The sequence below is a fragment of the Xanthomonas sp. NCPPB 2922 genome (assembly GCF_041520885.1).
Lineage (GTDB): Bacteria > Pseudomonadota > Gammaproteobacteria > Xanthomonadales > Xanthomonadaceae > Xanthomonas > Xanthomonas campestris.
In genome coordinates this window covers 60129-81834 of sequence record NZ_JBGOFY010000001.1, presented here as the reverse complement: position 1 = coordinate 81834, position 21706 = coordinate 60129, and the positions used below count along the sequence as shown (strand labels likewise).

General features: G+C 66.8%; 21 protein-coding genes and 3 pseudogenes. 10 read left to right on the top strand and 14 right to left on the bottom strand.

Features of this window, described 5'->3' with window-relative positions; all coding sequences use genetic code 11:
- Positions 1-325 precede the first annotated feature (325 nt).
- The 4 genes from ACD584_RS00360 to ACD584_RS00345 form a co-directional block, all read right to left on the bottom strand.
- On the bottom strand, positions 326-1741 hold the full coding sequence (locus ACD584_RS00360; RefSeq protein ID WP_076037594.1) for an amino acid permease: 1416 nt from the start codon (positions 1739-1741) through the stop codon (positions 326-328).
- Positions 1742-2093: 352 nt separating this feature from the next.
- Positions 2094-2474, bottom strand: a complete 381-nt coding sequence (locus ACD584_RS00355) for a hypothetical protein (RefSeq protein ID WP_011039280.1) — start codon at positions 2472-2474, stop codon at positions 2094-2096.
- Positions 2475-2862: 388 nt separating this feature from the next.
- On the bottom strand, positions 2863-3093 hold the full coding sequence (locus ACD584_RS00350; protein ID WP_175611895.1) for a hypothetical protein: 231 nt from the start codon (positions 3091-3093) through the stop codon (positions 2863-2865).
- A gap of 103 nt (positions 3094-3196) precedes the next feature.
- The gene (locus ACD584_RS00345) at positions 3197-4117 is read right to left on the bottom strand and encodes a LysR family transcriptional regulator (RefSeq protein WP_076037597.1); all 921 of its coding nucleotides are present in this window, start codon (positions 4115-4117) and stop codon (positions 3197-3199) included.
- Positions 4118-4213: 96 nt separating this feature from the next.
- On the opposite strand from ACD584_RS00345, the gene ACD584_RS00340 reads away from it, so the two are divergent.
- The 6 genes and pseudogenes from ACD584_RS00340 to ACD584_RS00315 all read left to right on the top strand — a co-directional run bounded on the left by ACD584_RS00340 (position 4214) and on the right by ACD584_RS00315 (position 9518).
- The gene (locus ACD584_RS00340) at positions 4214-5221 is read left to right on the top strand and encodes a zinc-binding alcohol dehydrogenase family protein (protein WP_076037598.1); all 1008 of its coding nucleotides are present in this window, start codon (positions 4214-4216) and stop codon (positions 5219-5221) included.
- Positions 5222-5286: 65 nt separating this feature from the next.
- Positions 5287-5457: pseudogene (locus ACD584_RS00335) on the top strand (zinc-binding alcohol dehydrogenase family protein); the annotation flags it as partial.
- Between the two features lie 448 nt (positions 5458-5905).
- On the top strand, positions 5906-7438 hold the full coding sequence (rmuC, locus tag ACD584_RS00330) for a DNA recombination protein RmuC (RefSeq protein ID WP_175611896.1): 1533 nt from the start codon (positions 5906-5908) through the stop codon (positions 7436-7438).
- A 461-nt stretch (positions 7439-7899) separates the two neighbouring features.
- Positions 7900-8301 carry a hypothetical protein gene (locus ACD584_RS00325; RefSeq protein ID WP_175611769.1) on the top strand — a complete coding sequence of 134 codons (402 nt, stop codon included), beginning with the start codon at positions 7900-7902 and terminating at the stop codon, positions 8299-8301.
- Between the two features lie 83 nt (positions 8302-8384).
- The gene (locus ACD584_RS00320; protein ID WP_011039274.1) at positions 8385-8930 is read left to right on the top strand and encodes a glutathione peroxidase; all 546 of its coding nucleotides are present in this window, start codon (positions 8385-8387) and stop codon (positions 8928-8930) included.
- A gap of 234 nt (positions 8931-9164) precedes the next feature.
- Positions 9165-9518 carry a lysozyme inhibitor LprI family protein gene (locus ACD584_RS00315; RefSeq protein WP_014509651.1) on the top strand — a complete coding sequence of 118 codons (354 nt, stop codon included), beginning with the start codon at positions 9165-9167 and terminating at the stop codon, positions 9516-9518.
- A 156-nt stretch (positions 9519-9674) separates the two neighbouring features.
- On the opposite strand, the gene ACD584_RS00310 is transcribed toward ACD584_RS00315, so the two are convergent.
- The 6 genes from ACD584_RS00310 to ACD584_RS00285 all read right to left on the bottom strand — a co-directional run bounded on the left by ACD584_RS00310 (position 9675) and on the right by ACD584_RS00285 (position 13881).
- Complete coding sequence (locus ACD584_RS00310) at positions 9675-10730, bottom strand: VacJ family lipoprotein (protein ID WP_076037602.1); 1056 nt, start codon at positions 10728-10730, stop codon at positions 9675-9677.
- Between the two features lie 11 nt (positions 10731-10741).
- Positions 10742-11035 (bottom strand): lipid asymmetry maintenance protein MlaB, encoded by a 294-nt coding sequence (locus tag ACD584_RS00305; protein WP_012439719.1) that lies wholly within the window; start codon positions 11033-11035, stop codon positions 10742-10744.
- Positions 11025-11690, bottom strand: coding sequence for a phospholipid-binding protein MlaC (locus ACD584_RS00300; protein WP_076037603.1), 666 nt, complete (start codon positions 11688-11690; stop codon positions 11025-11027). The genes ACD584_RS00305 and ACD584_RS00300 overlap by 11 nt, the downstream gene beginning before the upstream one ends.
- Positions 11687-12229 carry an outer membrane lipid asymmetry maintenance protein MlaD gene (mlaD, locus tag ACD584_RS00295; protein WP_011039270.1) on the bottom strand — a complete coding sequence of 181 codons (543 nt, stop codon included), beginning with the start codon at positions 12227-12229 and terminating at the stop codon, positions 11687-11689. The genes ACD584_RS00300 and mlaD overlap by 4 nt, the downstream gene beginning before the upstream one ends.
- A 108-nt stretch (positions 12230-12337) precedes the next feature.
- Positions 12338-13087 carry an MlaE family lipid ABC transporter permease subunit gene (locus ACD584_RS00290; protein WP_011039269.1) on the bottom strand — a complete coding sequence of 250 codons (750 nt, stop codon included), beginning with the start codon at positions 13085-13087 and terminating at the stop codon, positions 12338-12340.
- The gene (locus tag ACD584_RS00285; protein ID WP_076037604.1) at positions 13087-13881 is read right to left on the bottom strand and encodes an ABC transporter ATP-binding protein; all 795 of its coding nucleotides are present in this window, start codon (positions 13879-13881) and stop codon (positions 13087-13089) included. Before ACD584_RS00285 ends, ACD584_RS00290 begins: the two co-directional genes overlap by 1 nt.
- Positions 13882-14120: 239 nt before the next feature.
- On the opposite strand from ACD584_RS00285, the gene ACD584_RS00280 reads away from it, so the two are divergent.
- The gene (locus ACD584_RS00280) at positions 14121-14408 is read left to right on the top strand and encodes a hypothetical protein (RefSeq protein WP_040942156.1); all 288 of its coding nucleotides are present in this window, start codon (positions 14121-14123) and stop codon (positions 14406-14408) included.
- Here ACD584_RS00280 and ACD584_RS00275 read toward each other — a convergent pair.
- From ACD584_RS00275 to ACD584_RS00260, 4 genes are all read right to left on the bottom strand, one after another.
- Positions 14401-14913, bottom strand: a complete 513-nt coding sequence (locus tag ACD584_RS00275; protein WP_175611770.1) for a GNAT family N-acetyltransferase — start codon at positions 14911-14913, stop codon at positions 14401-14403. The genes ACD584_RS00280 and ACD584_RS00275 overlap by 8 nt on opposite strands.
- A 64-nt stretch (positions 14914-14977) precedes the next feature.
- Entirely contained in the window at positions 14978-15517 is a 540-nt protein-coding gene (locus ACD584_RS00270; protein WP_011039265.1) for a phage tail protein, read from the bottom strand.
- Positions 15518-15577: 60 nt separating this feature from the next.
- Positions 15578-16105: a phage tail protein gene (locus tag ACD584_RS00265; protein WP_012439714.1), complete on the bottom strand. Its 528-nt coding sequence runs from the start codon at positions 16103-16105 to the stop codon at positions 15578-15580.
- A gap of 74 nt (positions 16106-16179) precedes the next feature.
- The gene (locus ACD584_RS00260; protein ID WP_014509642.1) at positions 16180-16725 is read right to left on the bottom strand and encodes a phage tail protein; all 546 of its coding nucleotides are present in this window, start codon (positions 16723-16725) and stop codon (positions 16180-16182) included.
- A 316-nt stretch (positions 16726-17041) separates the two neighbouring features.
- Here ACD584_RS00260 and ACD584_RS00255 point away from each other — a divergent pair.
- The 3 genes and pseudogenes from ACD584_RS00255 to ACD584_RS00245 form a co-directional block, all read left to right on the top strand.
- Positions 17042-18667: pseudogene (locus ACD584_RS00255) on the top strand (Calx-beta domain-containing protein); the annotation flags it as partial.
- A pseudogene (locus tag ACD584_RS00250) lies at positions 18656-20167 on the top strand (beta strand repeat-containing protein); the annotation flags it as partial. The pseudogenes ACD584_RS00255 and ACD584_RS00250, both read left to right, overlap by 12 nt.
- A gap of 255 nt (positions 20168-20422) precedes the next feature.
- Positions 20423-21664 (top strand): autotransporter outer membrane beta-barrel domain-containing protein, encoded by a 1242-nt coding sequence (locus ACD584_RS00245; RefSeq protein WP_372357274.1) that lies wholly within the window; start codon positions 20423-20425, stop codon positions 21662-21664.
- The last annotated feature ends 42 nt before the right edge of the window (positions 21665-21706 follow it).

The window sequence follows — 21706 nt, the reverse complement described above, 5'->3', positions numbered from 1 at the left end:
AGCGCGCGGCTTAAAGCCCCTCTCCCCCCGGGAGAGGGTTTGGGGTGAGGGTACGGGGCAAAGCCACTGACCAAGGTGGATGGCACGCGGCTTCGCCCGTACCCTCATCCGGCCCTGCGGGCCACCTTCTCCCGATGGGAGAAGGGAGTGGTCAGTGCATGTCCGCAAGCAGCCGCGCAGCACAGCACTGCTACCGCCAAGGCCTTTTCATCGATGATTCACTCTTGAAGGCGCGTGGCGACGCGTTCGTCATCGTTGGCACTGAAAGATATTTGAGGCGCCCCTCATCCGCCCTACGGATACCTTCTCCCGGCGGGAGAGGTAACTACCCAACCTTCCCCAAGCGACTATTCCGCCGCCCGTAGGCCAGGTAGACCACCACGCCCAGCGCGTTCCACACCAGGAACCAGCCCTGCGTGGTGCTCGGCAGGCTCCAGAACAGATACAGGCAGCCCAGGATCGCCACCGGCCCCACGACCCAGGCCAGCGGCGTGCGGAACGCCCGCGCACGGGTGGGTTCGCGCACGCGCAACACCAGCAGACACGCCGCCACTGCCGTAAACGCCGCCAACGTACCGGCATTGGCCAGCGCGGCGATCTCGTCCAGCCGCGCCACGCCCGCCAACGCGGCCACCAGCACCGCAGTGAACAAGGTGATCGCCACCGGCGTGCCGGTGCGTGCGTTGACCTTGGACAAGCCGCGCGGCAACAGCCCGTCGCGCGACATCACAAAGAAGATGCGGCTCTGCCCGTACAAAAACGCCAGCAGCACCGTCGGCAGCGCGATGATCGCCACCGCGCCGATCACCAGCGCCGCCTTGCCATGGCCGAGCTCGCGCAGGATCAACGCCAACGGCTCGGGGCTCTTGCCGAACACGGTGAAGCTCATCGCACCCACCGCCGACAATGCCACCAGCACATAGATCAGCATGCAACCGATCATCGAACCGACGATGCCGATCGACAGATCGCGCCCCGGGTTCTTGGTCTCTTCGGCCGCAGTGGAGATCGCATCGAACCCGTAGAACGCGAAGAAGATGATCGCCGCCGCCGCCATCACCCCGCGCTCCACGCCATCCGGGCCCATCGCCTTGGAGAAGCCATACGGCATGAAGGGCTGCAGATTGGCGCTGTTGAACGCCGGCAAGGCAATGGCCACGAACACGCCCAGCGCAATGATCTTCAGAACCACCAGCACCGCATTGAGCGTTGCGCTTTCCTTGGTGCCGGCCATCAGCATGCCGGCCACCAGGAAAGTGATCATCACCGCCGGCAGGTTCACGATGCCGCCGGCGTGCGGCCCGGCAATCAATGCATGCGGCAGGTTGACCCCCAACCACTGCAGGAACCCGACGAAATAGCCCGACCAGCCCACCGCCACGGTGCTGACCACCAGCGAATATTCCAGCACCAGGCTCCAGCCCACCACCCAGGCGATGCTCTCGCCCAGCGCGGTGTAGCTGTAGGTGTAGGCACTGCCGGCGGCCGGCATCATCGTGGCCATTTCCGCATACGCCAACGCCGCGCAGGCGCACACGATGCCGGCGGCCACGAACGACAACAGCACCGCCGGGCCGGCCTTGTCGGCGCCCACGCCGATCAGTGTGTAGATGCCGGTGCCGACGATTGCGCCGATGCCCAGCGCGATCAGGTGTGGCCAGCTCAGGCTGCGTACCAGCTGCCGCCCGGCCTCGTGCACGGTGACCTGATCGATGGATTTGCGCCTGAGCCAAGACGACATGGGGACCTCGCAGGAACCAAAAGAATTCCCGAGTGTCGCCCAACGCGGCGCAGCAAAGCTATCGGTCCAAGGTCACGCGACGTCGGGCACGGGCTGTGGCAGCGCGGCGCTAAGTGGATCGATGTGCTGGAAACGCAGCCGTTGGTGGCGATGCAGATGCGCGTGAGGCGTTGCGGCGTGACCAGCGCTGGCGCGTCATCGGTGGTGCGAGCCATCTGGCAATGGATGGCGGCAGCCGTTCCCACGGCATGCTCTGCCGAAGCGGGTGATCGCCATCAACAGTGACAACCGGATTGGTTGGTGATGCGCGCGCTGCAAGACACCGGCCAACACTGGCCAGTGTCGGCCACCCTCAATCGATCGACGGACGATGCGGCGGACGTGCACGCCGATACAGCAACTGCACCGCCCAGGCACTGGCCAGGCCAATCGCGCCGGCGGCAAAGTGGCTCCAGTCGAGCACGCGTGGCGCCGCGCCATTGGCATCGTGGCCCCAGAAGTTGAACCACAGCAGCACGATCGCAGTGACGATCATGCCCAGCCAGAACCACAGCCGCGTCGCGCCGATGGCATAGATCAGGAATGGCAGCGCCGCACCGATCAGGAAATGCACCGGGAAGAAATACGCGGTGCCGTACGGCCGCATCAGGTACCAGATGATCGCCCCAAACAGCCCCAGAAAGGCGAACAGGCCCAGGGCAAGCAAACGGGTTTGGGTCTTGACGGTGGTCATCAGGCAGCCTCGCAGGTGAGAACGTCAGCCTACCGGCGCGCAGGTCACGTTGAGGTCAATGCGCGTGCGCCTGCATGTTGCGCCTTCGCAGCATTGCTTCGGGCCGCTTGTGCAACTGCGATGCAGTCGGCGCTGCATGTGCGAAAAAAAACAGGCGGTTGCGTCATCAAGCACCATCGTGCTGGTGGCCGCTTGATGCGTCATTGATATCGTTGGCCAATCCCAATGGGATGCGGTTGTTGTGTACTGCCGATGCGATGGACCCGCAAACATCACGATGGCGGCGGTGTCGTACATGTTGCAACGTGGCGCTGCTGTCGCGTTGCCGTTCGAGTTGCCGCATGCATGGCGATGCAACACGCCAGTGTGCATGGCACATGTCGAACTGCTAAGGCTCGAGTTTGCCGGCGTAACGCTCGCGCACATGCTGGCTGATGTAGGTACTCAGTCCGCGTCCGTCCGCGGCCAGGCGTTGCATGGTGGCGATCGCCTCGGCGCCGGCACTGGCCTCGGTGTACACGTACGTTTCGCCACTGCGAAATTGCACCGCGATCGCGCCGGTGGTGATCGCATAGGCCACCACGCCGGAGTCGCCATCGCGGTTGCCGTAGCGCTGCAGCGAGGGAGGACGGCGCGTGACCATGCACGCAGGCTAGGGCGGCCACGGTGAGGATGCCTTCAACGGACGCGGCCGCGTGCGCCACTGTGCGCGCGGTGGTGGCTCAGCTCGCCGGCAGCCCTGGCAACAGCGCGGTCAATACCTGGCAGCGCTGCGCGAAGTCTGCATGCAGCTGGCGGATGGCGGGCGAGAATTGCTTGCGATGCGGGCACACCAGCTGCAATGGCAGCCGGTCGCCGTAGGCCGGCAACAGCACCTCCAGGCGCCCGGCCTGCACATCGGCGCAGACATCCAGCCACGATTTGTAGGCGATGCCTTCGCCCGCCACCGCCCAGCGCCGCACGACGTCGGCGTCGTCGCACAGCATCGCCCCACGCACCGGCACGGTCTGGCGGCGGCCATCACCCTCGAGCTGCCAGCGGTCGTACGGCCGCCCGGCCAGCACGTACAGCAGACAGGCGTGCTCGCGCAGTGCCTCCAGCGTGCTTGGCCGCCCATGCCGGTGCAGATAATCCGGTGCGGCCACCAGCACGCGGCGATTGTCCGGTGCCAGCGGCAGTGCCACGTGGTCGGCGTCGTCGATACGCCCCAACCGAAACGCCACATCCACCGGTGCGCGGTACAGGTCGGCCACCTGGTCGGACAGGTGCAGGCGCAGCGTCAGCCGTGGATGCGCGGCGCGGAACGCGGTCAGCCACGGCAGCAGCACGTTGCGGCCCAGGTCCGACGGCGCGGTCACCTGCAGCAGCCCATGCAGCGCCTGGTCGCCGCCGCGCACCTGCTCGCGGCCATCGCGCAGCAACTCCAGCACCTGGCGCGCGTACGGCAGGTACTGCTCGCCCTCGGCGGTGAGCCGCAGGCTGCGGGTGGAGCGTGCAAACAGGCGCAGGTCCAGCGCCCGTTCCAGCCGGGCCACTGCGGCACTGGCCTGGCCCGGCAACAGGTCGGCCTCGCGCGCGGCACTGGAAAAACTGCCCAGCGCCGCGGTGCGCACGAACAGCGGCAGATCATCGAACCGGACCATCTTCTCTCCAACAGTGAAACTGCTTGCGCAGTTTGCCGGTTTTTCCGGAAATGGCGATGGCGCACGCTGCAGCTCCTCGCCCCCACGGCCACCGCCATGAAAGCCATCGCCTACCCGCAACACGGCCTGCCCATCGACGACCCGCGCGCGCTGGTCGCGCTCGATCTGCCGCTGCCCACGCCTGGCCCGCGCGATCTGCGCGTGCGCATCCACGCCATTTCGGTCAACCCGGTCGACACCAAGGTGCGCGCCACGGCGCCGGTGGAGACGCCGCGCGTGCTCGGCTGGGACGCCAGCGGCGTGGTCGACGCGGTCGGTGACGAGGTGACCCTGTTCCAGCCGGGCGATGCGGTGTACTACGCCGGCGCGCTGACCCGCCCCGGCACCAATGCCGAATACCACCTGGTAGACGAGCGCCTGGTCGGCCGCAAGCCCGCCACGCTCGACGACCCATCCGCCGCCGCGTTGCCGCTGACCGGCATCACCGCCTGGGAACTGCTGTTCGACCGGCTCGGCATTGCCGAAGGCGGCGGCGCAGGCCAGACCCTGCTGGTGGTCGGCGCGGCCGGCGGGGTCGGCTCGATCCTGGTGCAACTGGCGCGCGCGCTGACCCAGCTCACCGTGGTGGGCACCGCCTCGCGCCCGCAGACGCAGGACTGGGTCTACGCGCTCGGCGCCCACCATGTGATCGACCACACCGAGCCGCTGGTCGCCGGCCTGCAGCGCATCGGCATCGCCCAGGTGCAGCATGTGGCCAGCCTCACCCATACCGACCAGCACTTCGCGCAGTTGGTCGAGGTGCTCGCCCCGCAAGGCCAGTTGGCGCTGATCGACGACCCCGCCACGCTCGACGCGCTGCCGCTCAAGCGCAAGAGCCTGTCGCTGCACTGGGAACTGATGTTCACCCGCTCGCTGTTCGCCACCGACGACATGATCGCCCAGCACCACCTGCTCAACCGTGTCGCCGTGCTGGTGGAGTCCGGTGTACTGCGCACCACGCTGGGCGAGCACTACGGCCGCATCACCGTGGACAACCTGCGCCGCGCGCACGCCGCGCTGGAATCGCACCGCACCCGCGGCAAGCTGGTGCTGGAAGGGTTTTGAACGAGCGGTGGGTGCTGCACGGGGCGTTGATGTTCACCGGCTCGCTGTCCGCCACCGATGACACGATCGCCCAGCATCACCTGCTCAACCGTATCGCTGGGATGGTGGAGTGCGGCGTGCTGCGCACGACGCTGGGCGAGCACGACGACCGCATTACGGTGGATAACCTGCGCTGCGCGCACGCGGCGCAAGAATCCCACCGCACCCGCGGCAAGCCGGTGCTGGAGGGATTTTGAGCGAGCGTTAGTGGTGATGGCGGTGGCCGCTGCGGGATGTGGCGTCACAGCGCGTCTCGCGTCCGCGCGCGATGCAGGGCGGGCACTAGGTCGGCGGCGGCGGCGGCGCTGCGGTGACAAGGCCTGGATTGCGAGTGATGGCACGCGCTGTGTGGATGGCGGCACCGGTCTGTGCGTGGTGTCGTGATCAATCCCGCGAAGGACCGACTGCGCCTGGCCGACGGCCGCGCAGTCGGTCGTTGCAGTGCGGCGCAGGTCGCAGTGCCCGCCAGCGCGCGCCACGCAGTTCACCCCGAACCAGCACGCGCGCCCTCCCGACCATCAGGCAGCCACCGTGCCGACCCCACAGCCGGCCACCCACTGACGCAGCTGCTGCGACCGGCACCGCTACACTGCGCGCATGTCATCCGAATCCCTCATCCTCATCGGGCTGCTTTGCGCAGTCTTCGTGCTGCAGCTGGCCATGCTGCTGCGGCGCTCTTCCACCACCGGGCTGGAGCAGGCGCTGCGCGCCGAACAACGCGACGGCCGCAGCGAACTGCGCGAACAACTCGAGGGCCTGGCGCGGCAGCAGGATGGCCGCCTGGAAACCTTTGCGCGCAATCTCACCGAGCTCTCCACCCGCACCGACCAGCGCCTGGACCTGCTGCGCGACGCGCTCGGCGAAGATGCCCGCAAGGCACGCGAAGAAAGCACCCAGGCGCAGCTGCGCACCGGCGAGCTGCTCACCGGGCGGCTGACCGAATTGCGCACCCAGCTCGATGGTTTTGGCCAGCAGCAGGAAGCCCGCATCCACGTGTTCGGGCAGCAACTCACCGAGCTGATCGCACGCACCGACACCCACATGGCCGCGCTGCGTGAAGCGCTCGCCGAGGACGCGCGCAAGGGCCGCGCCGAAGCGGGCGAGTCGCAGCAGCGCTTCACCGAAGCGCTGGGCCAACGCCTGACCGAACTGACTCAGCGCAACGAACTGCGCATCGGCGAGATGCGCGCCACGCTCGAGCAACAGCTGGCCAGCCTGCAGAGCGACAACGCCAGCAAGCTGGAACTGATGCGCGCCACCGTCGACGAGAAACTGCAGACTACCCTCAACACGCGCCTGGACGCCTCCTTCAAGCTGGTGTCCGAGCGGCTGGAGCAGGTGCAGCGCGGCCTGGGCGAAATGCAGCAGCTGGCCACCGGCGTGGGCGACCTCAAGCGCGTGCTCACCAACGTCAAGGACCGCGGCGGCTGGGGCGAAGTGCAGCTGGAGAACATCCTGGAGCAGACGCTGACGATGGAGCAGTACGCGCGCAGCGTCCGGGTCAAGCCCGACAGCGCAGAAGCGGTGGATTTCGCGATCCGCCTGCCAGGGCGCGGCGACGACACGGTGGTGTGGCTGCCGGTCGATGCCAAGTTCCCGCGCGAGGACTACGAACGCCTGATCGACGCGCAGGAAAAAGGCGACCTCGACGCAATCAAGAGTTCGACCGCGCAGCTGGAACGCGCCATCCGCATCCAGGCCAAATCCATCAGCGACAAGTACGTCTGCCCCCCGCACACCACCGACTTCGCGGTGATGTTCCTGCCCACCGAAGGCCTGTACGCCGAAGTGATCCGCCGTGCCGGGCTGGTCGATCTGCTGCAGCGCGAACATCGCGTGGTGCTGGCCGGGCCGACCACCTTTACCGCCCTGCTCAACAGCCTGCAGATGGGCTTCCGGACCCTGGCGATCGAAAAGCGCTCCAGCGAGGTCTGGCAGGTGCTGGGCGCTGTGAAGAGCGAGTTCGGCAAGTTCGCCGGCATTCTCGAAAAGGCCGAACGGCAGATCACCACGGTCGGCAAGAGCCTGGGCGAAGCCAGCCGCAAGACCCGCACCATCGAGCGCCGCCTGCGCGGCGTGGAGACCCTGGCCGGCGAGCAATCGCAGGCGCTGCTCGACGACGCCGGCAACGACGACACCAGCAGCAGTGATGACGAGGCCGGTGACGAGCAGGAATGAGTGCGGCGTGCAGCGTGCCAGTGCGAATCGTTCGCTCGCGCGCCCAACGGTGAGCCGGCCACACCGTAACCAGCGCGTGCAAGCCACTCACCTCACAGCCGCACCCAGTGCATCGAACCGCCTTCGGTAGGAGCGCCCTCGGGCGCGATGAGGCCTTCCCGGTAACGCCCCATCGCGCCCAAGGGCGCTCCTACACGGCCAACGCCATCTCACAGCCGTCGCTGGTTTAGTCGTGATCCACTCCGCTGCAAATCGATGCACGAGCCACGTGATCGGCAAGCTCTCACCTCGCAACGGATCTCCCGTAGGAGCGCCCTCGGGCGCGATGAAGCCTTCCCTGTAACGCCGCAGTGCTCCCAGCTACGCCCCAACGCCGCAGCCGCAGACATCGCCCACCCGAGCACGCCACGCAGACACACCAGCCGCGATGCTTGCCTCACCTTGTTCAAGAAGAAGCCCGCATGTCGAGCCGATGGATGTACACGACACTGTCCGCACTGCTGCTGGCCGCCTGCAGCAATACGCCCACCACGCAACCGTCCCAGGCGGCGGGCGTGACACCTGCACCATCCACATCCACATCCACATCCACATCCACATCCACAGACGCTGCCGCCTGCACCGCCAAAGGCGGTCAGATGCGTCCGGTAGGCCGCATGCAGACGCCGCGGTGTGTGGTGCCCTACGCCGATGCCGGCAAGACCTGCACCGACAACTCGGATTGCAGCGGTGATTGCCTGGCCACCAGCATCGTGCCCACCGGCACCGCCACCAGCGGCACCTGCCAGCGCGACAGCGATCGCTTCGGCTGCCGCCAGGAAGTGGTCGGCGGCATGGGCCAGGCAGCGCTGTGCATCGATTGATCCGCTGACCTTAGCGCGCCGGGTGCAGCGCTCGCGCTCGCCCGGCGGTTATGCTCTGGCGCTTCCTCCAACAGGACGCACCGATGAGCCAGAGCATCCACGACATTCCCGTGACCGACATCAACGGTGGCGCCACCAGCCTGGCCGCGCATCGCGGCAAGGTGTTGCTGGTGGTCAACGTCGCCTCCAAATGCGGGCTCACCCCGCAGTACGAAGGCCTGGAAGCGCTGTACCGCGACAAGCAGGCCCAGGGCCTGGAAGTGCTGGGTTTCCCGGCCAACGACTTCAATGGGCAGGAGCCGGGCAGCGAGGCGGAGATCGCCCAGTTCTGCCAGCTTACCTATGACGTCACCTTCCCGCTGTTCTCCAAGATCGCCGTCACCGGCGCCGAGATCCATCCGTTGTACCAGGCGCTGACCAGCGCACAGCCGCAGGCCACCGGCGATGGCCCGATGCGCGAAAAGCTGGCCGGCTACGGCATCGCCGCCAACCCGGCACCGGGCGTGCTGTGGAACTTCGAAAAATTCCTGATCGGCCGCGACGGCCAGGTCATCGAACGCTTCGCACCCGACGTCGCCGCCGATGACGTCCGCCTGCGCCAGGCCGTCGATGCGGCGTTGGCGCACTAACCGGCGCTGCTTGGACAAAGACATATTGCGACTCGTCATCCAGTCAGCCACCTGTTCGATTTCGGTCCAACAGGGCGCTGCTACGCGGGCGGTCTCAGCAGTTGCATTCCACGTTGACTGACCGTGCAGACGTAGAGAAGAGCAATGCGTGAAAGCCAAAGAGACACCGTGATGCACCTACTTCCACTCCTGAGCCTTCTTTACTGCGTTTCAGCACATGCATCTGATCTATGTGTGGACCTGGCGACGACTGCGCAGAGCAATGCTTGCTGGACCAAAGAGGTTGCGCAGTCGCAGGCACACCTCGACGACTATCTGCAGGCGGCACGCACAAGGGCGCTGACAGATTTTGGTCTGTCAGCCGATGCGTTCGATGCAGCGCAAGCTGCCTGGCGGACTTACAGCGAAAGGCAATGCGGTAATGTGCGTGTGTTGTGGGGCACCGCATCAGTCGCGCTGGCGAAAGCGGCGAGCTGTCGCGTCGATCTCAACGATCAGCGCTCCCATGATCTATGGAAGAGCTACCTCACCTACGCCGATCGCACTCCTTCCGTCATGCCCGAACCGGCGCTGCGGTCCGGTAAATAGTGGCGCCGTGGAACGAACGCCTGCTTAAACGCAGAAGGCATCGGTACCAACACGCCGCATGTACCACGCGGATCAGGGCGGCATGCGCCACAACAAAAAAGCCCGGGATCGCTCCCGGGCTTTTTTATATTTTCCAGCAAACCACTCACCCACCCATCAGCGAATCCACTGCGGGATCGGCATGGCGTCCACCGGGACCGTGCTGTCCTTGTCTTCGCGCAGGTATTCCGGCAGCTCGCCGTCTTCCTTGCGCTGGCTGCGCAGGTCGCGGGTGATCTGGTAGTTGCGGCGCTGCATCCAGGCATCGCGGGTCAGGGCGTATTCGTCCGGGGCCTGGTCGCGTAGCGAATCCAGCGACATCAGCTGCGCGCGGGTGTCCACCAGCTGCAGGCCCTGCAGGGCGAAGCGTGCGCCGCCATCGTTGACCTGGCGTACCCACGACAGCGGAATGTCGCCGCCCAGGCCCAAGGTATCGCGCACCGTGCGTGGGCCGAACAGCGGCAGCTCGAAGTAGCGCGAGTTGCGCCAGCCCCACACGCCCAGCGTCTGGCCGAAGTCTTCGCTGCGGCGCGGGATGCCGGCGGCGCTGGCCGGGTCGAACAGGCCGGCCACGCCCAGCGTGGAGTTCATCACGAAGCGGCCCAGGGTCTGCACCGCGTAGACCGGATGGCCCTGCAGCAGCTGGTTGACCATGGTCAGCGGCGAACCCAGGTTGTCGAAGAAGTTGGTCACGCCCAGGCGCGCCGGGCGCGGCACCACCTTGGTGTAGCCGGTCGCCAGCGGCCGGGCCACGCCGCGGTCCACCGCCAGGTTGAAGCGGTGCATGCCGCGGTTGTAGCGCTCCCACGGGTCGTAGGCCGGGGCACCGCCAGGCAGGGCCGGGCCTGCGGCAGCGCCGCCGGCTTGCGGCGTGGTGGAGCCGTACAAGGCGTCGAAATCATCTTCGGCCGTGGTCGGCGCGCCAGGCGTGCCGCTGTCGGCAGCGCTGCTGGCCGGTTCGGCCGGTGCAGTCGCCGCAGTGGCCGGCAGGGCGTCGGGCGCGGCGAAACCGGCCGCGGCCGGCTGCGCAGTCACCCCGGCATCGTCACGCACGGCGGTGTCGGAGGCGCTGGCAGCAGCATCGGCGGCGGGCGGGGCAGACTTGGGCGTCTGGCTCGCGCAGGCGCCCAGCAGCAGGCAGGCCAACAGGGAAAGGGAGCGGAACTGATTCATGGGGGTGGCACTCAGGCCTGAAAATCGAGAGAGGGCGACAAACGGTAGGCGGCGCACAATTCGTCCAGACCGGACGCCTTGCCCACCACCGTGCCATTGCCGTTGCTGCGCAGGCGCGCGGCCAGTTCGGCCAGCATCGCCACGCCGGCGCTGTCCAGGCGTTGTACACCGGAAAGATCCAGCGTGCGGGCGCCAGCGAGTTGCGCGAGCGCGCGCGGCCACAGATCCGTGACCGCGGCCCGGTCGAGCACGCCGCTTACCGCCAGCGTGTCGCCGTTGCGCTGCAGTTGGTCGTTACTGGCCATTGGCCGGTGTCGCACCCACCTGCAGGTTGCCGCTGCGCAGGTCGGCCGCGACCTTGGCGATGCCCTTTTCGCGCAGCGGGCCGTCGAACTGGGTCTTGAAGGTCTGCACGTAGGAAATGCCTTCGATCATCACGTCGAAGATCTTCCATTGGCCGCCGCTGTTGCGCATCAGGTAGTCGACCGGGGTCGGGTCGTTGCCGGCGCGCAGCAGGTCGGTGGAAACCTTGACGCCGCGGTTGCCCGGCAGCGCGCTTTCAGACTTGGCGCGGAAGGTCGGCTTGCCTTCGAAGTTCAACAGGGCAGTGCCGTAGCGCTGCATCAGGTTCTCGGCCAGCGCATCGGCAAACAGCTTGACGTCCGCATCGGAGGCACCGCGGCCGTGCACGCCCAGCACCAGGCGGGCCGAGTAATCACGATCGAAGGCCTTGTTCAATTCGCCATTGATGTACTGGCGCAGGGCGGCCGGGTTGCCGCGGAATTCGGCGCGGCGCTGATCCAGCGTGGACAGGATGCGGGTGCTGCTGTCGATGACGGTCTTGGTGGCCGCGCCCTGGGCAGCAGGCGCGCTGGCGGTGGCCGGCTGTGCCAGCGCCGTGGCCGGTGCGCACACCAGCAGGGTCGAGGCCAGGACAGCGGAGAGCAGGGTGGTCTTCATGGGGTTGGTTCCGTAGAGGGGGAGGCGGGCTGCGCAGGCGCGGGCGCCTGGCCGTTGGCAGCGGGGGCATTACTGCTGCCGCCGCCACCACTGAACATGTATTTGCCGACCAGCTGCAGCAGATCCACCGCCGGTTGGGTGAAGCCGATTTCTTCGCCCGGCTTGAGCGTCTCCGGGTCGCCGCCCGGCTGCAGCCCGATATAGCTTTCGCCCAGCAGGCCGCTGGTGAAGATGCCGGCCGAGGTGTCGGCGGGCAGATCCTTGTATTTGGTGTCCAGCGACAGGGTCACCACCGAATCGAACTTGGTCGGATCCAGGCTGATATCGGAGACCTTGCCGATGGTGACGCCGCCGATCTTCACCGGCGCCTGCGGGCGCAGCTGGCCGATCTGGCTGAAGCGCGCAATCAGGGTGTACTGGCTGGAGCCAAAGCCCCAGCGCTGGTTGGTCGAGGCCACCGCCAGTACCAGCAGCGAGGCCAGGGTCAGCAGCAGAAACGCGCCGACGGCAAATTCGAGTCGTGGTCCACGCATGGCCATGGGGTTATCTCACTCCTGGTGGTGCAGGTGCCCCGACGCGGATCGGAGCGGATGGTTCGGTGGGTCCACACACCGCATGTTGCGGGCGGGTGCGAGAAGAGCGGCGGATCATCGGAACAACATGGCCGACAGCACGAAATTGAACATCAGCACCAGCAGCGAGGCGTTGACCACCGCGCGCGTGGTGGCGATCGAGGTGCCTTCGATGGTGGGCTCGGCATGGAAGCCCACGTAGGCGGCCACCAGCGCAGCAGTGCCGCCGAAGATCGCCGACTTGAGCATCGCCACGCCGAAGTCGTCCCAGAAATCCACGCTGTTGCTCAGCCCCGACCAGAAGGTGCCATTGTCGATGCCCAGCACGTGGACGGCTTCGAAATAGCCGCCGGTAATGGCCAGCGAGCAGAACACGCCGGTCAACAACGGCACCGTCAGCACCGCGGCCCAGAACCGCGGCGCCACCGCCTTGGCAATCGGGTCGATGGCCATCAGCTCCAGCGCCTTGATCTGGTCGGTAGCGCGCATCAGGCCGAGCTCGGCGGCGATCGAACTGCCGGCGCGGCCAATGAACAGCAGCGCGGTCAGCACCGGCGCCAGCTCGCGGTACAGCGACAGGCCGAGCAAGGTGGACAGCGCATCGGAGGCGCCATAGGTGGTGAGCGTGCGGTAGCCCTGCAGCGTCAGCACCAAGCCGACGAAGGCGCCACCCACGGCGATGATCGGCAGCGAGCGCGCGCCGACCTTGTAGATCTCGCGCACCAGCTCGGCAATGAAGTCGCGTGTGGGCAGCGAGCCGCGCAGCACGGTCAGCGAGAACAGCCCGGCGCGGCCGAAGGCACGGATCGATTCGGCAATGGCCATCAGGCAGCACTCCGGTCGCGGCGCGGCGCCGCATCGAACGGGATCGGGCCGTCCGGTTGGCCATGCAGGAACTGCTGCACCAGCGGGTCGGTGCTGTCCTGCAATTGCTCGGGGGTGCCGGCGAACACGATGCCGCCATTGGCGATCACCACGGCCTGGTCGCAGATCGGCAGCGTCTCGTGCACGTGGTGGCTGACGATGATGCTGGTCAGGCCCAGGCTGTCGTTGAGGCGCTGGATCAGGCTCATGATTACGCCCGAGGCGATCGGGTCCAGCCCGGTCAGCGGCTCGTCGTAGATCATCAGCGGCGGGTCCAGCGCCAGCGCGCGCGCCAGTGCCACACGCCGCGCCATGCCGCCGGACAATTCGCGCGGCCAGGCATCGGCCGCGGCCAGCAGGCCGACCGCATGCAGCTTCATCTGCACCAGGCGCTGCAGCACCGGTGCCGCCAGGCGGGTATGCGTGCGCAGCGGCAGCGCGACGTTGTCGGCCACGCTCAGGTCGGTCAACAGGCCATTGCCCTGCAGCAGCACGCCAACATTGCGGCGCATCTCCAGCAGCGCCCGGCTACCGCGCGGAATCTCCTGGCCGAACAAGGTCACGCGGCCGGCTACCGGGCGCAATTCGCCCGTCAGTGCCGCCAGCAAGGTGGACTTGCCGCTGCCGGAGGGACCGAGCACGGCCGTGATGCTGCCGCGTGGGACATCCAGCGAGACATCGCGCAGGATCGCGCGTCCGCCGCGATCGATGCGGACACCTGACAATTGCACGACAGGGGATTCGGACGCCGTCATTGCAGCCTTTAACAGAATTCCAACGCGATAGAGTAACCGTCACACGGCTGAACATAACCGAACCGGTGCGTGCAGTATTGTCGCATGCGCCTGTACCGCAGGCAGATGGCCAACGTCCCCACAACTGCAACGCCCCGTCTCACGAGCGTGACGCAGCACGGGGTTCCTACATGGCTACGTTGTGTGAGGTATGCCTGCACGTGGATGATGGAGCCGCCTTAGCCAGCCCGAGCGTGCAGATGGATTTGCTGACCCTGGAACACTTCGCAGGAAGCGTCAACGACACCTTCTCTGCTGCCTTGAACGACGGCGAGATTCCCTTCGTGCTGGTCGAGGCACGCCCGCTGCCGACCACGCAGGCGGTGCACCGGGCGCCGTTCTCGCTGCTGTTCCGCAACAGTTCGGCGTTTCTGTTTCCACAGCAGATCTATCAGCTGCGGCACAGCCGGCTGGGCGAGGTCGGGGTGTTTCTTGTGCCGGTGGCACGCGAGCGCGACGGCTTTTTGTATCAGGCGATCTTCAACTGAGCGGCGTGGCCGCCCTCTCGGCAGGCTGCCAGTGCATCGCAAGGTGGGTACTGCTGGCGTCACCTGCGAGAAAGCCCAGGCGCGTATAAAGCCGGCGCGCCGCAGGATTGGCATGCAAGACGTGCAATGCCACGCCACAGCCTGCGGCCTGCGCCAACGCCTGCGCATGCATGATCAATGCGGTGCCCACGCCCCTGCCGCGCCAATGCGGTAACAGACTGATATCGACCAGCACGTGCTGCACGGCTGCGCGTTGAAGATACAGCCGGCCGATGCGTTCGTCCGGCGTCTGTACGATCAGAAAGTCGGCGTCGCGATAATGCTGCCGATAATGCGTGCGCTGCAGCGCGAACTGCTGATCCACAAACGCGCGCTTGGTCGCCTCCGGCCAGGGGACGTGCGCCAGTTCGTCGCTGCGTGTGCCGGCATAGAGATAGCGTAGCCAAGGCACATCGGTGTCGTGTTCGGCGCGCAGTGCGATGCGGTGCGCAAGCAGTGCAGGCATGCGCTCGCACGCTGCTTGCGGATACACGCTCGTTGGAGTCGCGGAAGCATCGCCCTGCATGGCGTCAATCGAACTGTGGATAGGTGCCAGACAATGCAATGCAGAAATTCACCGCCAGATACGGTTGCTGGTTCTGGTGGGCCAGGCCGTTGCCGGTTGGCAGCAGCGCCGCCGGCGAGAACTGGGTGTCGGGTTGTGTCACCGTCACGAACGGGCGTGCTGTGCTGCCGCCCAGCGCTGAAAGCGCTGCGCCATTGGCGGGCGTGCCGCTTTTCTTGGTCGAATCCGGTTGCGTGAACGCGCTGACGCCATGCTGGTGCGGCGGGATCTGCGTGGGCAACAGGCTCACGGCGGCCGTGCCGAAGCTATTACCCAACTGCCGGCTGCTCAGTCCCGGGCCCTGCCCCTGCTCGCAGCCGGCGCGTCCACAGAAGTTCGGCAGTTGAAACGTGGTCGTGCCGTTACCGCCATAGACGATGCCGAGCAGCGAGTACAGCGTGGTGTTCTGCTGCAGCGGCAGCGTGGCGCCGTTGCACAACGCCCAGCCGACGGGATTGAAATCGAAGCCGAATAGCTGGATTTCGCCGATATAGGGTTCGGTCATGAACGCGGTCCTTCTGTAGAACGTGCAGGCACCGCACCGAGCGCGGCGCGGTGAATGGGCTCAGCTCTGCTGCGGGAAAATGCCGACAGTGGAAATGCAGTACTGCACCGTCAAGGTCGGCATGGTGTTCTCGTGCGCCAGGCCACCGCCGGTGATCGTGGTCGACTGCGTGGCCATCGGCGCTGCCGTGGCACCGGTGGTGTCGGTCGCGTAGAACACGTCGCCGGTGACTGTGCCAGGCAATAGGCCGGACGGCGCGGTGGCCGTCGCGGCAGCGGTTGTGGCCACCAACGTATGTGTGTGCGCCGGCAACTGCAGTCCGGTCAGTGCAACTGTCTCGGTGCCAGCCGTCTGGGCGATCACGTAGTTGCTCAGGCCCGGGCCCTGGCCCTGATGCAGCGGCACGCGCCCGCGCAGATCCGGTACCGCGAAGGTGTTCTGCCCATCGCCGCCGTAGGTGGTGCCGATCAGCATGAACAGCACCTCGTAGTCGGAGATCGATAACAGGCTGCCGTCGCAGGCCTGCCAGCCTTGCGGAGTACGCCCGAAGCCGAACATGCGGATCTCGCCGATGAATGGAGTGGCCATGGTGTCCTTTCTGGTCGATGGGCGCGCTGCCCCGCGGCGGTGGCACGCTGCGTTTATGAAATGCAGGCGCCGCGCTAGCTGCGCGAGGGAAAGATGCCGGACAGCGCGATGCAGAAATTGAGCGTGGTGTACGGCTGCAGGTTCGGATGCGGCTGGCTGCCACCGGCCTGAGCCACGGTTGCTGGATTCATTGCCACCAGGGGTCCCGGCGCCGCATACAGCGCGGTGGCCGGACCGGTCGTGCTGGCATTGGTGCCGAAAGAGCGGCCGCTGGGACTACGGTTATTGCCCGCAGCGCTGGAACCCTCCAGCAAATGGTTGTGCGCTGGCAGGTTGTCGGGCAGCAGCGAAACGTTCTCGGCGCCGGAGTTCTGGCCCATCGGTAGCGGCGACGGTTGCCAGGCCGGATCTGCAGATGGCGCAAAGCCGACCGGGGTGCGCCCGCGCATGTCCGGCAGCGCGAAGGTGGTACTTCCATTGCCGCCGAAACGCGTACCAAGCAAGCTGAAGAGCGCCTGGTTCTGGTTGACCGGCAGCAACTGCCCATTGCACTGCGCGAAATATTTTGGCGCGAAAACGAAGCCGGTCATCATGATCTGACCCATGAAAAACTCGCTCATGCGGATTTCCTTCCCGTAAGTGCAACACCGACCGCGTGTCGGGGTTATTCGTACAGATACTTGTCCAGTCCTGATTGAGCAAGCCTGGAATATCTGGAACTGGAATGAAGTATTAAGTTTTCATTGTTTATTCGTCAGTCAGTTCCTGTTCAAATACGCTCGCAATGCCGAAGGGGAAAATCTCTAGGGCGGCGTTGCCTTCAGGCACGAGGATCGTTGCCGGCGCCGGGGATGGCGCGCTCCAGGGGTGTGGACAGTGAACAAGCAGCGTAGGTTTCTAGCGGACGCCACCGGCGGCCGCGCACGTTTGGTCGTGATGTTTGTCCTGTTCGCGATGACGCTCTTGGCACCAGGCTGGGCGATGGCGCAAGCCTCGACCTACTGCCCGACCTTGAACGCCACTGTGGTGCAGGGCGGTTCGGTACAGATCGACGTAACGACCTGCGATGGCACGGGGGTAGACGATATCGGCGTTGGCTGGAACGGTGTGCAACCTGCGCACGGCACGATCGTCGTTCCCAACCCAAGCGGCGCCCAGGGCACGCAGATCGTCACCTACACCCATAACGGTGACAACGCCACCAGCGATACGTTCCCGCTAGAAGATGGCCGGAGCGACATCATCACTGTCAACATCACCATCACCCCGAGCCAGCCGACGCTGTCGATCAACGACGTCTCGGTGAATGAAGGCAATGCCGGCACGAGCAATGCCACCTTCATCGTCTCGCTCAGCCAGCCGGCCGGTGCCGGCGGCGTCAGCTTCGATATCGCCACCGCCGATGGCTCCGCCACCGCAGGCGTGGACTACGTCGCCTCCAGCCTCACCGGGCAGACCATCCCTGCTGGTAGTAGCAGCGCGACTTTCACCGTGCTGGTCAACGGCGACACGCTCAGCGAACCCAACGAGACCTTCTTCGTCAACGTCAGCAACGTCAGCGGCGCCGGAGTCAGCGACGCCCAAGGCCAGGGCACCATCGTCAACGACGATGCGCTGCCTTCGCTGTCGATCAACGACGTCAGCATCAACGAAGGCAACAGCGGCACCACCATGGCCACCTTCACGGTGAGCCTGAGCGCGGCCAGCGGCCAGACCGTGTCGGTCAATTACGCCAGCGCCGACGGTACCGCCACCGCCGGCAGCGACTATGTCGCGCGTTCCGGCACCCTGACGTTCGCGCCCGGCACCACCGCGCAAGGCGTGGCCATCACCGTTAACGGCGATACCGCGGTCGAGCCGAACGAGACCTTCAGCGTCGGCCTGTCCGGTGCCAGCAACGCAAGCATCGCGCGCGCCACCGGCGCCGGCACCATCCTCAACGACGACGTGGTGGTGACGGTCGGGCCGGCATCGCTGCCGGCGGCGACCGCGGGCAGCGCCTACAGCCAGAACCTGAGCGCCAGCGGCGGCACCGCGCCGTACAGCTTCGCCGTCACTGCCGGTGCGTTGCCGGCCGGGCTGACCCTGAGCGCTGCCGGCGTGCTGTCCGGCACGCCCACGGCCACCGGCAGCTTCAACTTCACCGCCACCGCTACCGATAGCGGCGGCAGTCCCACCAGCGGCAACCGTGCCTACACGTTGACCGTGGCCGGCGCGACGGTGACCTTGCCGGCGACCAGCTTGCCGGCCGGCACTGCAGGCCAGGCCTATTCGGGGGCGCTCAACCCAGCGACCGGCGGCATTCCGCCGTATACCTACGCCGTCACTGCCGGCGCCCTGCCGGCGGGCATCACGCTCAATGGCAGCAGCGGCGCCTTGACCGGCACCCCCGGCAGCGTGGGCAGCTTTGCCTTCAGCGTGACCGCCACCGACAGCACCAGCGGCACGCCCTCGCAGGGCACACGCGGTTACACCTTGAACATCGCCGCGCCGCCGATTGTGGTTGCGCCGTCCACGCTGCCGGCCGCCACGCGTGGCACTGCCTACAGCCAGACGCTGAGCGCCAGTGGCGGCACCGCGCCGTACACCTACGCACTCGCCAGTGGCGCATTGCCGGCCGGCCTCACCCTGGCCAGCAACGGCACGCTGTCGGGTACCGCAACGGTGGAAGGCAGCTTCAACTTCACCGTGACCGCCACCGATGCGGGGAGCTTCACCGCCAATCAGGCCTACAGCCTGACCGTGGCTGGCCCGAACCTGGTGTTGCCGGCAAGCAGCTTGCCGGCAGGTACCGCCGGGCAGGCGTACTCCGCGTCGATCACGCCCGCCACGGGCGGCACCGCGCCTTACAGCTATGCACTGACCGCCGGTGCGTTGCCGACGGGTGTGGTCGTGGACGTGGCGACCGGTGGACTCAGCGGCACGCCGACCGTGGCGGGCACGTTCAACTTCACCCTGACCGTGTCCGACAGCACGCCCAGCCCGGCGGCGCAGGCCAGCCGCAGCTACACGCTGAGCATTGCGGCACCTGTCATCGTGGTCGCGCCCACTGCGCTGCCGGCGGCCACGCGCGGCACGGCCTACAGCCAGACGCTTAGCGCCAGCGGCGGCACCGCGCCGTACACGTATGCCGTCAGCGCGGGCAACGTGCCGGCTGGCCTCACCCTGGCCAGCAACGGCACGCTGTCCGGCACCGCGACGGTGGAAGGCAGCTTCAACTTCACCGTGACTGCGACCGATGCAAACATCTTCACCGCTTCGCAGGCCTATGCAGTGACGGTGGCCGGCCCGAACCTGGCCTTGCCGGCCAGCAACTTGCCGGCCGGTACGGCGGGGCAGGCCTACACGGCGGCGATTTCGCCGGCGACCGGCGGCACTGCGCCGTACAGCTATGCACTGACCGCGGGCGCATTGCCGAGCGGTGTAGTGCTGGACGCTGCGACCGGCGCGCTCAGCGGCACGCCAACGGTGTCGGGCACGTTCAACTTCACCCTGACTGTCACCGACAGCACGCCCAGCCCGGCCGCGCAGGCCAACCAGAGCTACACGCTGAGCATTGCCGGCGCCACGTTGGTACCTAGTCAACCCACGCTGCCGCCAGCGGTGCGCGGTACGCCGTACAGCCAGGTGTTGACCGCCACCGGTGGTGTTGCGCCGTACACCTACAGCGTTGCCAGCGGCACCTTGCCGGCCGGACTGACGCTGGCCAGCAACGGCGTGTTGTCAGGCACGCCCACCGCCGAAGGCAGCACGTCCTTCACCATCGCGGTGGCCGATGCCGGCAACGCTACTGCGACGCAGGCGTACACCTTCACGGTGAGCACGGCGGCCCCGGTTGCCGTGGCCGATACCGCAGCGACCATGAGCGATGCGGCGGTGACGGTGCCAGTGACCGCCAACGACACCGGCAACATCACTGCGATCGCCATTGCGACCGCGCCGACCAACGGCACCGCCGCGGTCAATGGGCTGGAGCTGGTGTACACGCCGGCGGCCGGGTTTGTCGGCACCGATGTGGTGAGCTACACGGTCACCGGCAGCGGTGGAACCTCGGCCGCAGCAACGGTGACCATCGCCGTCAATGCGCGCCCGATCGCCGTGTCGGTCACCGCCGAGGCGGTGCCGGGTGCGGCCTCTCAGGTCGATCTGACCCGTAATGCCACCGGCGGGCCGTTCGTGGCCGCCGCGGTGGTCGCAGTGCTGCCGGCCTGGGCCGGGACCGCCACCATCACCCAGGTGGGTGGTGCAGCGGCGGCAGCGGCGCGCACTTCCGGCTTTGTGCCTGCGGCCACTGCGCAGGCTTCTTCACCCAGCTTCATGCTGACCTTCGTGGCGAACCCGGCTTTCGTCGGTCAGGCCACCGTGCAGTTCACCTTGTCCAACGCGTTCGCCACCTCGGCGGCGGCAAGCGTGACCTTCACCGTGGCGCCGCGGCGCGACCCGAGTGTGGATGCGGAAGTGCGTGGCCTGATCGATGCGCAGTCCGAGTCGACGCGGCGCTTCGCCAAGGCGCAGATCGACAACTTCCAGCGCCGTCTGGAAGCCACCCACCGTGGCGGCAGCACGCTGAGCAATGCGGTGACCTTCCAGCCGACCTCGCATTGCCGCCAGGCCGATCGCGGCATCAGCGCGCAGCCGTGCAGCCCGGACACCCAGGATGCCGACAACGAGTTCCGCGATGCGCCAGCGATGGCGACCGGCGGCACCGGCGGTGCGCAGGGCCAGGGCGACCTGGGCCTGTGGGTGGGCGGTGCGATCCGCTCCGGCAGCCTGGACAGGCAGGCCAACACCAACGGCGTGGACTTCCAGACCGATGGCTTGAGCGTGGGCGCGGACTACCGGCTGGCGCCGTCGCTGGCAGTGGGTGCGGGCCTGGGTTGGGGCCGCGACGACAGCGATGTAGGCAGGAACGGCAGCCACTCCAAGGCCACCGCCTACACCATGGCGCTGTATGCCAGCTTCCATCCGGGCAAGGCGTTTTTCTTCGACACCCTGGTGGGTTATCAGTTGCTGTCCTACGACCTGCGTCGTTTCGTCACCGACGACGCTTCGATGGCCGAAGGCAGCCGCGACGGCAAGCAGTGGATCGCCTCGCTGTCCAGCGGTGCAGACCTGCAACGCGGCAATCTGCAGATCACCCCGTATGCGCGGGTGGATGTGGCGCGGGCAACCCTGGATGGCTACGTCGAAGATGGCATCGCGCCGTTCGCGCTGCGCTATGACGACATGGATGTGGCCACCACCACCGGCAACCTGGGCCTGCGCCTGGAATGGCGCCGCGATGTGGCTTGGGGACGCCTGACCCCGCAGGTCCGCGTGGAGTATCAGCGCGACTTCCAGGGCCGCGGCGACGCAACGCTGGGCTATGCCGACATCATCGGTGGCCCGGTGTATCGCACCGGTCAGAACGCGTTCGATCGCAACCGCCTGATGGTCGGTATCGGTGCGGCCCTGCTGACCGAACAAGGCCTGTCGACGCGGCTGGAATACCGCGGCATCACCGACGGCGACAGCGGCAACGATCAGACCTGGATGATCAACCTGGAAAAGAAATACTGATCGCGTCTGTCGACGGGCAGTGAGCAATGCGAAGGGCCGTGC